At 61.5% G+C, this 12,933-nt stretch carries 11 protein-coding genes; 9 read left to right on the forward strand and 2 right to left on the reverse strand.

Going from position 1 to position 12,933, the window contains the following annotated elements; translation table 11 throughout:
• Positions 1-33 precede the first annotated feature (33 nt).
• Positions 34-573: a GIY-YIG nuclease family protein gene (locus tag G9U53_RS30485; RefSeq protein ID WP_165639808.1), complete on the reverse strand. Its 540-nt coding sequence runs from the start codon at positions 571-573 to the stop codon at positions 34-36.
• Positions 574-955: 382 nt separating this feature from the next.
• Between G9U53_RS30485 and G9U53_RS30490 the strand changes: the two genes are divergently transcribed.
• Complete coding sequence (locus tag G9U53_RS30490; protein WP_165639809.1) at positions 956-1,426, forward strand: hypothetical protein; 471 nt, start codon at positions 956-958, stop codon at positions 1,424-1,426.
• A 235-nt stretch (positions 1,427-1,661) separates the two neighbouring features.
• Here G9U53_RS30490 and G9U53_RS30495 read toward each other — a convergent pair whose 3' ends face one another.
• On the reverse strand, positions 1,662-6,392 hold the full coding sequence (locus tag G9U53_RS30495; protein WP_165639810.1) for a methyltransferase domain-containing protein: 4,731 nt from the start codon (positions 6,390-6,392) through the stop codon (positions 1,662-1,664).
• 564 nt (positions 6,393-6,956) lie between these two features.
• Between G9U53_RS30495 and G9U53_RS30500 the strand changes: the two genes are divergently transcribed.
• The 8 genes from G9U53_RS30500 (at position 6,957) to G9U53_RS30535 (ending at position 12,837) form a co-directional block, all read left to right on the forward strand.
• The gene (locus G9U53_RS30500) at positions 6,957-7,106 is read left to right on the forward strand and encodes a hypothetical protein (RefSeq protein WP_155419141.1); all 150 of its coding nucleotides are present in this window, start codon (positions 6,957-6,959) and stop codon (positions 7,104-7,106) included.
• Between the two features lie 109 nt (positions 7,107-7,215).
• Positions 7,216-7,734, forward strand: coding sequence for a hypothetical protein (locus G9U53_RS30505; RefSeq protein ID WP_165639811.1), 519 nt, complete (start codon positions 7,216-7,218; stop codon positions 7,732-7,734).
• A 273-nt stretch (positions 7,735-8,007) separates the two neighbouring features.
• Positions 8,008-9,273 (forward strand): IS21 family transposase, encoded by a 1,266-nt coding sequence (istA, locus tag G9U53_RS30510; RefSeq protein ID WP_125052918.1) that lies wholly within the window; start codon positions 8,008-8,010, stop codon positions 9,271-9,273.
• Complete coding sequence (gene istB / locus G9U53_RS30515; protein ID WP_165639812.1) at positions 9,270-10,094, forward strand: IS21-like element helper ATPase IstB; 825 nt, start codon at positions 9,270-9,272, stop codon at positions 10,092-10,094. Before istA ends, istB begins: the two co-directional genes overlap by 4 nt.
• 289 nt (positions 10,095-10,383) lie before the next feature.
• Positions 10,384-11,016 (forward strand): TetR/AcrR family transcriptional regulator, encoded by a 633-nt coding sequence (locus tag G9U53_RS30520; protein WP_165639813.1) that lies wholly within the window; start codon positions 10,384-10,386, stop codon positions 11,014-11,016.
• Between the two features lie 206 nt (positions 11,017-11,222).
• A complete protein-coding gene (locus G9U53_RS30525; protein ID WP_165639814.1) occupies positions 11,223-11,561 on the forward strand; it encodes a hypothetical protein in 339 nt (112 codons plus the stop codon).
• A gap of 131 nt (positions 11,562-11,692) precedes the next feature.
• Entirely contained in the window at positions 11,693-12,505 is an 813-nt protein-coding gene (locus G9U53_RS30530; protein ID WP_165639815.1) for a hypothetical protein, read from the forward strand.
• Complete coding sequence (locus G9U53_RS30535; protein ID WP_165639816.1) at positions 12,502-12,837, forward strand: hypothetical protein; 336 nt, start codon at positions 12,502-12,504, stop codon at positions 12,835-12,837. Before G9U53_RS30530 ends, G9U53_RS30535 begins: the two co-directional genes overlap by 4 nt.
• Positions 12,838-12,933 lie beyond the last annotated feature (96 nt).

Consider the following 12,933-nt stretch of genomic DNA (forward strand, 5'->3'; position numbering starts at 1 on the left):
CGGGCTGGGCCCATTGTGTCGTGTCCGGGCGAGTCACACACTGGCGGAGTAGGCCGCGCGTGCGGCCTCTATCACGGCACGGGCAGGTCCGCTGGCATGAGCAACATTGAGCGGTGGTGCCCACCGCTCAATCACGGTGGCTTCGACCGCGGCCGGTGAGGGGTGCTGGCACCAGGTCAATCGTAGATGGGTGTGCATCCAGGCAGTCAGTCGAATCTCGTCCTCGTCGACGAGGACGACGCGATCAGTGCGTCGGGTCCGGTAGTGCTCGGTATCGAGGAGCAACCCGGCGAGGGTGCGGCGGAGGGTGGATGATCCGCTGCGGCGCAGATGATTACTGATAATCCGCCGGCGCAGGTTCGTGGCGAGACCGATGTAGAGCAGCCGTATCCCGGCGTTGGTCGGGTGTGTGGGCCCCGGGAGCTGAGAGAACACCTCCGGCGCCGCCCACCACGCGTAAAGGCCCGGTGCCGCGGGCAGCATGGATAGGTCCTCGAGCGCGCGACTAGAGCTACTGAGCGCGGTGATGGTATCGGCTGCATCGTGCGGCGCCGTGGGATGCGGGGTTTGCATAGCGAGCAGTCTGCCTCGCCACGCAGACACTCAGCGCGACAAACAGGAACTGTCGCCGATGAGGGCAGGGTCGTGTGGAGCGAGCGGTCAGCCTCGTCGGCACGGTGCATGCAAAGTGATGAAGGCATCGCGCACCGGGCGGACGCTGTCCGTGAACTGGACCCGAAGCGCGAGAGCGGTGGTGGGTGCGCGTCAGTGCGGTGACCGGGTAGAGAGCTACGGGATCTCGGTGGGCCAGCGCGTGTTGGAAATCGGATCCATTGGGTGTGTGTCCTGTCCGGGCTCTCGGTTCGAGCGGAGCATGAGGTCGGCGTGCCGCACCCGCAGTCGTCCCTGGTGACCATTGGCGTATCGGATTTCGCAGACAGAATCGAGGGACATAATGGGTGAAGGACAAAGTCGTTGCTTCCGTGGAGCATTCGTCGTCGCTGATCGAAGTGACGACGATGGTGGGTTGGATGCAACAGTGGCGGCAACGATTGCTTCGCTGGTGTCATGTGGTGCGGAGACACGGGGTGAGTTCTCTGACGTCAGTCCTGATGCGCGGCTCGCTGGCATGTTGGCTGGATTGTTCCGTACGAGCGCACTGGCAGAGCAGTGCGAGCACTTTCGGGTAGACGGCACGGTGTCGACGTTGCACATCCGGTTCGGCGGTGGAGGTGCGCTGCGCGATGCTGGTTATCCCTGGGACGCCGTGGCGGCGGAAGCGGCGCTCTCTGTTGTCGCGGAGTTGGGGGTGACCGGCGAGGTGGAGTACGCCAACTTCGATTCGAGCGAGCCGCTGTTCGTCCGGTGGGTTCTGGACGGCGGCTTGGTTGGCCGAGAGTCTGGACGTGTTGTGTACGCCGCCTGAGAGGCAGATACCGCTGGCGACTTACGAGAGGTTTCTCGTAGGTCGCCAGAGGCATTTGTGGGCGTGGCTGTCCGGCCGCGCTGTGGGGGAAGTTGTCTGTGGACCTGTCCGGCTCTTTGCTGCCGCCGGCACCAGCGAACCGGCCCTCACAGATCAGGCGTGGGAGCCGGTTCGCTGGTGCGGGATTCGGGGCAGGTGCGGCAAGGCGAAGCGGTCCACACCTGCCCCGCGTCGGTCAGGCCGCCTGACTGTGCTGACGGTCGCTGTCGAGGGCGTCGGCGATCTCCGCACCGATCGCAGCTAGGCGGGCTTCGGCGGCGACGAGAGTCTGCTCGTCAGGGAACAGGAGCGAGGTCGCAGCGTTGCGAGCAGCGTCCTCTTCCGCTCGTAGCCGTTCGATCGACTGTTGCAACCGAGCGGATTCGGTTCGCTCTGGGGCGGTGAGACGGTGCAACGTCTCTGCTACTGCTGGTGCGATGCGGGCTGCGCCCCGCCGGAGCTGAGATCGGGAGACCGGGACGTCCGCCAGTGTCGTGTAGTCATGCCGGATCGTGAATCCGACGATCTGGCCTTCGGACGTTTCCGTTTCCACAGTCAGCGGGCCGACAGACGCGCTTCGATGTGGTCGGGTGATTAAGTACCCGATGTCGTCGACCAACCGGTCGAACATGATTGGCCGGTCGTCGAGGTCTTTGTACAGTTCATCGAGCGCGGTGACACGACGCCGCAGACGTTCGGCCGCTGCCGCGCACTGGTCGGCTTGCTGGACGGCGCGGCGCACATTCTGTAGATGCGTCGCCCGCCGAAGACGCAACGTACGCACGGTAGATTTGATCTCGGCTTCTTCGAGTAGCAATACGTTCCCCGAAGCCGCAGCTTTGATCTCGGCGTACGCCAATGTTGTGTCTCCGATGTCGTCGACCTCCCGGATCGTCGAATCGGTGGAGTACAAGTGTGCGAAGGCACGAGACTTACGATGCAACACTTCCCACGAGTAGGCATCGAAGGTGCGTTCGGTGACGTAGGTGAACACGTCTACGGACTCGCATAGGTTCCCAGGCCGGAACGCGCGACCTTCGCCCTGTTCGACATCGGACGGGCGCCAGGGCGGCGCGATCAGATGAACGGTAGACAGACGGGTTTGAATGTTCGTTCCGATACCGATTTTCGGCGTCGACCCGAGCAACACGGATACTGACCCGTCACGGCAGGCGGCGTGTAGAGCTTCCCGGGATTTCGGTGTCGTAGCCTCGTGTGCGAAACGCACGCGGTTGGCCGGGACCCCGAGTTCGACCACCAGTTGCCGGAGCCGGCCATAGGTGGACGCATCGTCTGGTTTGGGGGTGCCCAGGTCGCAGAGCGCCAATTGCAGGACACCAGGAGTGGTGTTGTTGAACGTGCGGTCGAGGTCTCGACGGTAGGTCGAAGCGATGGTTTCAGCGGCGGCGAGCAGTTTCGGTGACGCGATCTCGATGCCTACAAGCTTGGGATCCAAAGCAACCTTGCGGCCGTCTCCGCATACGGTGAGCATGTTGTCTGAGCCGCGGATTCGGCTGTTGGTGTTCTGCAGGTTCTCGGCCCGGCGCACCAGCCCCGCAACGTAGTCGAGGATCTGCGGGCCAGGATCGACGACAACGGTGTGATCGTTGCGGGCCGGGCGCTTCTGCCCGAGCGCTTCGGCGGGAAGAAGGTCGGCGAACTCGTTTAGCAGGCCGCGGAGTTCGGGCAGGTTCTGGATTGTGGACGGGCGGGTATGAGTCCGGAAGCCCGACCCGTCGGGTGCAACCTCGATTCGAGTCTCCCACCGGATGAACGTGTGAGCGAACGCGTCGAAATGGGCCAAACCGATGTGGTCGAGACGGTCGGGAATCATAAACCTTGCCCAGCAGTAGATTTCAGCGAGAGTGTTGCGAAACGGGGTTCCGGTGAACATCGACACCACCGGTCGATTCGGGTACCGGGCCGCCAAAGTCTCCACTTTGAGCAGCATGTCAGTAGCGCGTTTGGACGAGCCGAGCGAGAATCCGTCGGCGCGGGTGGCAACCGGTATCCGGATGAACTTGTCGGCTTCGTCAATCAGGATGTAGTCGATTCCGAGTTGTTCGAGCGTGATTTGATCGGGATCAGTCACATTCGAGCGGAGCCGGTCGAGCTGTTCTTCCAATGACCTTACGGCGTTGGCCGTTTGACGTGCGCCCCTACCGTATTCGGGCTCGTTGTTCATGTGCTCGCGGACGGTGGCTTTCTGGGTTTCGATCCACTCCGCTTCGGACTCCGGGTCGACCCCGAGTGTGGAGAACGCCTCGTGGGTCATGATCACGGCATCCCAATCGCCGGTAGCGCAGCGTGCCGCGAACAACCGGCGAGAATCGCGCGCGAGATCTTCCTCTGTAGCGATGAGAAGCCTCGCGGCCGGCGCGGCCTGCTGCGCCTCCCGGCCTATCTGCTCCAAGATATTTTTGGGGACAGCAATGCAGGGTTTGTTCGCTAAACCGAAGCGTCGCAGCATGATCGCTGAGCACACCATCTCCAAGGTCTTTCCGGCGCCGACGGCGTGTGCAATCAGTGCACGGGGACGGGAGAGCACCATGTCGACTGCGTCGAGTTGATGAGGCCACAGGGTGAGCCCAGCAGAAATTCCAGGAACAGTCAGGTGTGACCCGTCGGGGCGACGAGTGACATGGGAACTGAACCGCAAGTTGTAGGCCGCCAGAACCCGTTCGCGGCGTGCTTCGTCCTCGAAGATCCACACGCTAAATCGTTCGTGGAGGGCTTGCAGTCGGTCGGCCGCAGCAGCGGTCCTCTGCGGGCTACGTACGCGTCGGTAGACCCCGTCGTCGAGAACGTCTATGTAGACGACAGGTCGTTTGCCGTTGAGCCCGCATTGGAGAAGTTCGATCGGGGACATGTCTTCGGTGCCGTAGAGGACCGACGCGTCAGGCGAGCATCGAAGGGACGTCGACAACTCCCAATATGCGATTGATGGCGAATGGTGAATCGCCCCCGTATACGTGGTGCCGAGTTCTTCGGTGAGGAAGGCTCCAATATCGTCCGGCGTTAACCACGGAGCCCCCAAACTCACTCGTACGTCATGCATTCCGAGTTGCGTGGGCATCGATTCCTCAAGGGCTGCCACATTGCGGAGGTAAGCGGGATCGAGCTTCGCAGCGCGCCGTGCTGCGTCCAACTTGCTCCGAACATTGCCCGACAGATAGTCGCGTGCCGGGGTCCATCGCCCGTCGTTCTGTGGATCCGAGTAGACCAGATCTCCGAGCGCCGCCGCTGCAGATTGCAGGCTTGAGAGCCCCAACAACTCAGCTACTCGCGACAAGTCCAGGCGGCCTACCTCACCGAGAGTGACGGCCAGCGCTTCGGCCGCAGTGTCGACACGCTCAACCCGCACCGGTCGCTTGTTGACCCGCCCTAGCAGCACTGCTGCCGGCTCAGCTGTCGAAGTGTCGGGGTCGTACTTTTCCAGCGCCAAGACCAGCGGGTAGTCCGGGTCGCGGCGGAACCCGCCCATCGATGGACGACGCACCGACACTGCGGGGACCCCAGTTTCCGGATCAGGTTTCCCCTCACGCACAGTGCACCGATTCAACGCGCCCCACGCTGCGACGTACAGCCTGTACAGGTCCAGAGCATGTGCGCGAGCGGGAGCGATCGTTTCGTCGGGCAAGTCCGGATCGGACTCGAGGTCCATCAAGTTAATGGCCGCATCTCGAAGCGAGATCAGATCGAACAACTCCCGCGCCGGCCGTTGTACCTGGACAAGAGCACCATCGGTCACAGTGAAGATCTGCCCGTCTACGACGTGAAACGAACGCTCTTTGCGACCTTGCGCGTCTACCAGGATCACATCCGAAAGCCCGTCATCGGCGATAGGAGCAGCGGTCATTGCAGGTAGCGCGCTGCAGACAGAGGTGATCGCCGCATCTACCGCTGGGCCGGGGGCGTCAGTGACGACCGCTAAACCGTTGTATCGGTTGCCGGTTACGCGCATCGCACCTGCCACATGAAGCGGATGCAATGCCCAATACCGATTCACGCGTACCGCTGTAGCGTTTTGGCCCTCACCCAACGGCGTGTCGACGACGTCGCGTTCATCGACAGTTGCTCCCAGTCGGTAACCGGGATTCCGCGAGAAATTGACCGTGTCAATCCAGCCCGAAGCCTTCTGGCCGGGCGCGCGGACCTGCAATACCAGCACGTCAGCCACAACATCGGTTCCAGGGAAGGTGCCCGAGGGCAGCCGTACCGCCGCTACGAGATCGGCATGACGAGCCAGTTCACTGCCGGTGGTGCCGGAGTCCATCACGAACCGCGAGGTAACCGCCACGACGTACCCGCCAGGGCGAACCGCTCGGACCGCGCGCATGAGAAAGTAGCTGTGCAACGGCAAGTTGATCCGGTGCACTGAGTCGTGAACATTGACGGACGAGAACGGGACGTTCGCCACGACTGCATCGAAGTAGTTGTCGCGCAACGATCGTGACTGCAAACGGCCAGTGTGAATCGTGGCACGCGAGTGCAGCAGTGAAGCGATACGCGCGGACGTGGGGTCGACTTCTACGCCGGTAACGTCGATAGGCAGTCCGTCAGGGGCAGCCGAAATGAGTGCGCCGTGTCCGCAGCCGAGATCAAGCACCCGACCGCCCGTGAAACCTGCAGCGGTAAGGATCTGCCAAAGACGTTGTCCCACCTCTGGGGGCGTGTAATAGGCCGTGTCGACAACGTCGGCAGCAGCGGCGCGTGCGGGAGGGGTGAGCAGTGAATCGAGCTGGTCGGCCAGATGAAGCCACTTCCCGGAAGGTTCCGGGGCGAATGCCGATGCCAGCGAACCCCACCCGGGCCATGCCTGCAATGTGGAGCGTTGGTCGCCGGTGAGTGGAAAGCCGTCGACGAGGTCGCGCTGCAGTTCCAGCGCGGCTATAGCGTCGGCGACGATGTCGCGAGTTTTTCCCATGAATTTTGCCTCCGAGATCTGGGGGAGACCTGCCAGGTGTGGTGTGTGTACCGGCAGGCCATCGAGCAGAACTCACAATCCGGGGCATCGAAAATGAGTGCGGCACAGCAGGATAAGTGCAGTTAAAAGGCTGTTTTCTAGTATTGCTGAGCTGTGCAATACGGCTGCGCTGTAATCGCCGGTATCAACGTGCATTTCAGTCCCTCTGTGACCACGCGTCAGCACCAGCGTGATCGCTTGAAATCCCGCGCTTCGAGACCCGCCGGGGGAACAGAGCAGGCAAGGGTGGGAAACAATCGTTGCCGGGCGCACGTTTCGTAGCTCCTGTCCGACGGGTCGAGATTCTCACAGTCGTCAACGATCGGCCCTGGCTTGTGGCATAGCGGGACGGTATCGAGAGGTGGGGTATACCCCACCGTGTCATTTCTGCAGTGTCGATCCTGTCCTGGTCAGATAGCAGTTACGACAGGATGTTTCGCGTGCTCACAAGGCCTGTTGTGCCGCACTGCATTATGGCTTCGACGACAGTAGGTGAAGAACACACCGACTGCGAAGGAGATCGAAATGAAGCGTAAGACTGTGGGCGGCGACGAGGTCGACGCATTCGCGAAGACCCGCCGTTCTCGAAACTGGAAGGCAGGAGAACGTAAGGCGCTCAAGGCGAAGGCTTCCCGCCGGGAACGCCGCGATGCGCGAATTGCGCTCGCGCGCTGATCCGAACGTCGTCCGGGCCGGAGAGAGACCCTCCTGGGAACTCTCCGGCCCTTGCCATTTCTCGCATACAGAGTTTCTCCCCGGCAGAACATTTGAGAGGACGATCGATATGGGATCGAATACCGTCACCGACACATGCTCGAGGATCACCGCAGCGGACCGCGCGAAAGCCTTGCACCTGTTTCGCGCCCGTGACGCCGGCACAAATACCGCCTACGACGACGGAGACCTCGCGTGCCTAATGTCGGCAGTGTTCGGTCTGTGGCGAGACGACGAATCATCGGACAGCACAGAGCTTCCCCATCCGACAGGGGAGGGGCCATGGCGGCTTTACCCGGCGGACTGCGACGCGCCCGCATTCCCGGATCCACTCGTCGAAGACGACGATTTGAATTCCCAGCAGATCACGGAACTGTATGTGCTGGTCATCGAGCACAAGCACGGGTCGAACGTCACTGTGCACTTTGACGAGCAGTCAGCGAAGGCCGCCGCAGCAGAGTTCGCCGCCTGTTGGTGGGGTGAGCGTGATGGGCCGATCCCAGCGGACATCGATGAGGTGCTTTCCCGGTACTTCGACAATGGCGGTCAGGAGTTCTACACAGTCGTGGCCGCGTCTATCGAATTCTGAGAGCGCCCAGTGCCCACCACATGTTTCGGGTGGGCACTGGCCGGCTCAGTCCAGCCTGGTGGTCGCGGGATTGCTGTCCGGATCTATCCGCTGACCGCAGCCCTGCATCGGGCAAGCAATCAGTTACTGTCCACCGAAATGACCTTGTTATGTTGCTGTTCGCCAAGTCACTGGTGCCGCACACTGCAACATTGGCAGCAACTGTCGACGACGGGTGAAAACTGAACGGATGTCGTCGGACGAAAATTAACCACCTTGCGTGAGTGTTGTGGGGTGATTTCAGTGGAGGATTGGGCGGAGATCCGCCGTTTGCATCGGGCTGAGAGCCTGTCGATCAGCGAGATCGCGCGGCGGTTGGGGGTGACGCGTAATACCGTGCGCTCGGCGTTGGCATCGGATCGTCCTCCGAAGTATCAACGAAAACGGCAACGCACTCTCGCTGATGCGGCCGAGCCGCAGGTGCGGGCACTGTTGTCGGAGTTCCCTCGGATGCCGGCGACGGTGATCGCCGAGCGGATCGGGTGGCAGCATTCGATCACCACGATCAAGGACCGCATTCGCGAGATCCGTCCGGAGTACGTGGGTGTCGATCCGGTGGATCGTTTCGTCTACAAACCTGGCGCTATCGCGCAGTGCGACTTGTGGTTTCCCGAGACCGTGGTGCCGGTCGGTGGCGGTCAGGAACGGGTACTGCCGGTGTTGGTGATGACGTCGGGGTACTCGCGGTTCATCTCGGCGGTGATGATCCCGTCCAGGCAAGGTGGTGACATCTTGTCGGGAATGTGGGAACTGATCTCAGGGTTGGGTAAGGTCCCGAAAACGCTGGTGTGGGACCGAGAATCAGCAATCGGAGGCACCGGAAAGGTCACCACATCTGCTGCTGCGTTCGCCGGAACGTTAGCGACTCGAATCCAGTTGGCTCCACCGCGGGACCCGGAGTACAAGGGCATGGTCGAACGCGCCAACGGCTACCTGGAGACCTCGTTTCTGCCCGGCCGGCGGTTCACCTCACCGACTGATTTCAACACCCAACTCCATGACTGGCTCACACGAGCGAATACTCGCACTGTGAGGGCGATCGGTGGCCGGCCGATCGATCTGCTCGCCACCGACGTTGCGGCGATGATCGAACTGCCACCGGTCATTCCGGCGATCGGGCTCAGTCACCGGATCCGGTTGGCGCGGGATTACTACGTGCGTGTCGACGGCGCCGACTACTCGATCGACCCGCGAGTGATCGGCCGATTCGTCGATGTGAGCGCCAGCCCGACTCGTGTGGTGGCCCGCTGCGACGACCAGATCGTGGCTCGTCATGACCGTTCGTGGGCGAAGCATGTAGTCGTCACCGATCCCGATCACGTCAGTGTTGCCGCCCAACTGCGCCGCGGATTGGCGGACGAACGGCGCCGCCGCACACAAGCCGCCACACGCCGGCACATCGACGGGCATCCCGTCTCGTTGCGAGCATTACCGGACTACGACGCCTTGTTCGGCGTCGACTTCGAATCCGCCCCGACAACAGTGAGGACCACATCATGACAACTGCAACCAAGAAGAAAGCCGCCGAGGCGGCCGTCTCGGCACCACCAGCGGACGGGATTCCGTCCCAGATCGCCTATTTGACAAGGGTATTGAAGACCCCGACGATCGGGCGAGTGTGGGAAGAGCTCGCCGATCACGCCCGCGACGAGAACTGGTCGCACGAGGAATACCTCGCAGCGGTATTGGGTCGCCAACTCGCCGATCGTGAGTCGGCGGGCACGATCATGCGGATCCGCACGGCGCACTTCCCGGCAGTGAAAACTCTCGAGGACTTCAATCTCGACCACCTGCCAAGCTTGCGACGTGATGTGTTGGCGCACTTGGCGACTGGAATGTTCGTTCCGAAAGCGGAAAACGTCATCCTGCTCGGTCCGCCTGGCATCGGCAAGACACACATCGCGATCGGACTCGGAGTCAAAGCTGCCTACGCCGGATATTCCGTCCTGTTCGATACTGCCAGCAACTGGATCACTCGGTTGAGCACTGCACATCATGCCGGGCAGCTTGAGACCGAGCTCAAGAAGATCCGCCGTTACAAGTTGATCATCATTGATGAGGTCGGGTATATCCCGTTCGATCAGGACGCGGCGAACTTGTTCTTCCAGCTGATCGCCTCCCGATACGAGCAAGGCTCGGTCATGGTCACTTCCAACCTCCCGTTCGGGCGATGGGGCGAGACATTTTCCGACGACGTCGTCGCCGCAGCGATGATCGACCGACTCGTCCATCACGCCGAAGTGCTCACCCTCAGCGGTGACTCCTATCGCACCCGATCGCGCCGAGAGCTTCTGACCAAGAACCGATCCAGCAGGGACTAAATCCAAGCCGGGTGGTGAATTTTCGTCCGACGATCACCGATCACTTTTCATCCGACGTTGACAGCAACAGTGGACCCGAACACACAGCTTTGAAACCGGAGGTCACGACGATGACAGCAGATGGCGGTACCGCGCGATACCGACGCGGAACGTGTCCTCGACGCCCATCGCCCTCCTATGCGACCGCCGCAGCAAGCAACGAGAACGAACGAGTAAACCTCTACCCACAAGGTGCCCTGACAGTGCGCCAAAACCAGGGATGAACAGCCACAAGAACGGACCTGCCACGATGAACGATTCGATTCGGCCCACCATCAACCGACCCTCCGGTGGCTCCCCACGTCACATGCAGCAGCGCGCGCTCACCACCCGCCACGCGATTCTCGACGCATCGGCCGCGATCTTCGACGCGAGGGGATACAGCGCTGCCAGCATCAAGGACGTGATCACGAGCAAAGATCTCTCCAAAGGTGCTCTCTTCTATCATTTTCCATCCAAAGAGGCCATTGCCCAGCAGCTCGTTCACGGCTGGTCGAGTGCCGTCGAGACCGCATTCTCCGGCGCTTGCACCGCCGCAGAACCCCCTGCACAGAAGCTAAGAAGGGTGTTCCTCGACCTCTCGCGCGGCGTCGAGAGTGATCTGCAACTGCGTGCCGGCATGAAACTGACCCTCGAAGCCGGAATCGAGGGTGCGCATCAGGGTTATCGGCAGTGGGTCGACACCACCGGTGACGTTGTCGACGAAGGCATCGCAGACGGAACTATCAGAGACACCGCACACGCGCACCACCTGGCTTGGAACGTGTGCGCTGGATTTGTCGGAATAGTCAATGCCGCCCCCATCATGCGAGAGGACGTCGATCTTCCCACCCGTATTGATGACCTGATCACTGCCCATTTGAGCCTCGTAGTAGCGCGCTGAGATACCCACCGCAATCAAGAGGGGGCAAAGTAGAACGGCGATGGGCGGAGCCCAGCATGGCACCGTATTGCGTAAGAGAGTTTTCGCGGAGGCAGTGGAGGGGAGCAGAGATGGCACCGTTGAATGAAGATTCGGCCGAGGACGAGACCTTCTACGAAGGCCAGATCAACGAGAGTTGACCTGTCGTACGAACGAGAGGAACCCGAATGGTCACCTTCTTGGTCATCTCACCGATAATCTTCGGGATGGTGTTCATCGTCGATGTACTCAACGGACACCGCGATCCCTACGTCGCGCGACACACGTCGGTTCAACTGGTCCTTGGCTTCTCCTCTCTTGTCGCGGGCCTCATCGCCGCGCATGCACTCGTAAATCACAATGACATCTACAGCAGCCTCACCGGGAAGTTCGTCATGGGCGCGCTAATGTCCACGACGGTGCTGTCGCTGGGAATTCTCTTGGGATACCAGCTGGACGCCAAACGTCAGGAACGCGGAAAGACCTCCGCTGGAGTGGCCCACGTGGAATCCGGCGCGAATATCTGATCTCGACCGCAGAGCGGCCGGATTCTGGGCAGTACTGCCCAGAATCCTCCCTTGTCGACACCCAAACTATCGAATCGAACATACGTTCTAGTACTGTGAAGGAGTGAGAGACCGGCAGTGGGAGGCAGATTGTGACCACGAATCTGCCTGAACAGCGGCAACCGTCCTCGGAGGTGCTGTCCAAAGCGCAAAAGCTTGAACAGCTCCGTCGGAAGATCGCTGCGATCCCCGCTGGAAACAACGTCGACGCCCTACCTGAGTCGAACGCTGAGCCAGTTCGCAAGGTCGAGACGCCCGCGAGTACGGACACGACCCGATCAACGCTCCGGGTGCTGCCTGTGCCCGACCCGATCGCGGCGCTACTCCCACACCGGGGGCTCGCCCGGGGTGCCGTCGCCGCCGTCGACGGCGCAGCGTCCATCCTCGTCGGCCTTCTTGCGGCCGCTACTGCTGCCGGGCACCGAGCGGCGGTAATCGGCCTGCCCCGACTCGGACTCCTCGCCGTTACCGAACACGGTGGTGATCTCTCCCGCATCGCGCTCATACCCGATCCTCGGGACGCTGCTGTAGAAGTCGCCGCGATAATGCTAGACGGAGTCGACGTAGTTGTTCTCGGGCTGTCCGGAGCAGCCGTCACCCCGAGTCGGGCGCGGGCTGTCACGGCTCGGGCTCGCTCGAAAGGTTCTGTACTTCTTGTCACGCAAGGGAACTGGCCAGGTGTGGACCTGCGCATCGAAGCCACTGTCACAGGCTACAGAGGAGTCGAAGGCGGGCGTGGTCGAATAAACGCCGTCCAGTTCGACGTCGCGGCTGCCGGCAAGGGATTCCAACGCCGCACACAACGTATGGAAATCCGCGACGGAACAGGCAACCTGACATGGAAGGCGCTCGATGGCGCCCCGAAGAACAATGCCAGCGATACTCGACTGCTCGAGGCACTGTGATCGACACCCATGGATGGGTCGACGCCTGGCCGGAGCACCCCAACATCCGTTGGCTCACACCACCACGGAAAGTGCTCGTGGACATGGACATTGCCCTCGGTCTCGCCCGCCATACGCCACGTGCTGACCGGATACCGCTACATGTGAAAGCCACCGCTATCCATATCGACGGAATCATGGCCGGCACCCAGTTCGCTTGGCTGCGCACGACGACCTCGATCTGGATTGCCGTGGTAAAAGTGGCTGCTACCAGTGGAAACCATCAGAACACCATTACTCTCGACCTGTGCGTTACCGAAGACGCCATCAGTCTTCCTGTCGATCACCGCTGAGTACGGGGAAGCTCACGGGAGGGTTTTACCGCAGGCAGGGAGGGGAACCAGGACGGCTCCGGATGCGTCCAACAGGCTATGAACGAAGACGACCGC

It is taken from the genome of Rhodococcus sp. D-46 (assembly GCF_011290655.1).
GTDB lineage: Bacteria > Actinomycetota > Actinomycetes > Mycobacteriales > Mycobacteriaceae > Rhodococcus_F > Rhodococcus_F qingshengii.

What these genes read in the sequence shown, in the direction of transcription:
- G9U53_RS30485 (WP_165639808.1), bottom strand. Translation starts at nt 573, where the DNA reads ATGCAAACCCCGCATCCCACGGCGCCGCACGATGCAGCCGATACCATC.
- G9U53_RS30490 (WP_165639809.1), top strand. Translation starts at nt 956, where the DNA reads ATGGGTGAAGGACAAAGTCGTTGCTTCCGTGGAGCATTCGTCGTCGCT.
- G9U53_RS30495 (WP_165639810.1), bottom strand. Translation starts at nt 6,392, where the DNA reads ATGGGAAAAACTCGCGACATCGTCGCCGACGCTATAGCCGCGCTGGAA.
- G9U53_RS30500 (WP_155419141.1), top strand. Translation starts at nt 6,957, where the DNA reads ATGAAGCGTAAGACTGTGGGCGGCGACGAGGTCGACGCATTCGCGAAG.
- G9U53_RS30505 (WP_165639811.1), top strand. Translation starts at nt 7,216, where the DNA reads ATGGGATCGAATACCGTCACCGACACATGCTCGAGGATCACCGCAGCG.
- istB (WP_165639812.1), top strand. Translation starts at nt 9,270, where the DNA reads ATGACAACTGCAACCAAGAAGAAAGCCGCCGAGGCGGCCGTCTCGGCA.
- G9U53_RS30520 (WP_165639813.1), top strand. Translation starts at nt 10,384, where the DNA reads ATGAACGATTCGATTCGGCCCACCATCAACCGACCCTCCGGTGGCTCC.
- G9U53_RS30525 (WP_165639814.1), top strand. Translation starts at nt 11,223, where the DNA reads ATGGTCACCTTCTTGGTCATCTCACCGATAATCTTCGGGATGGTGTTC.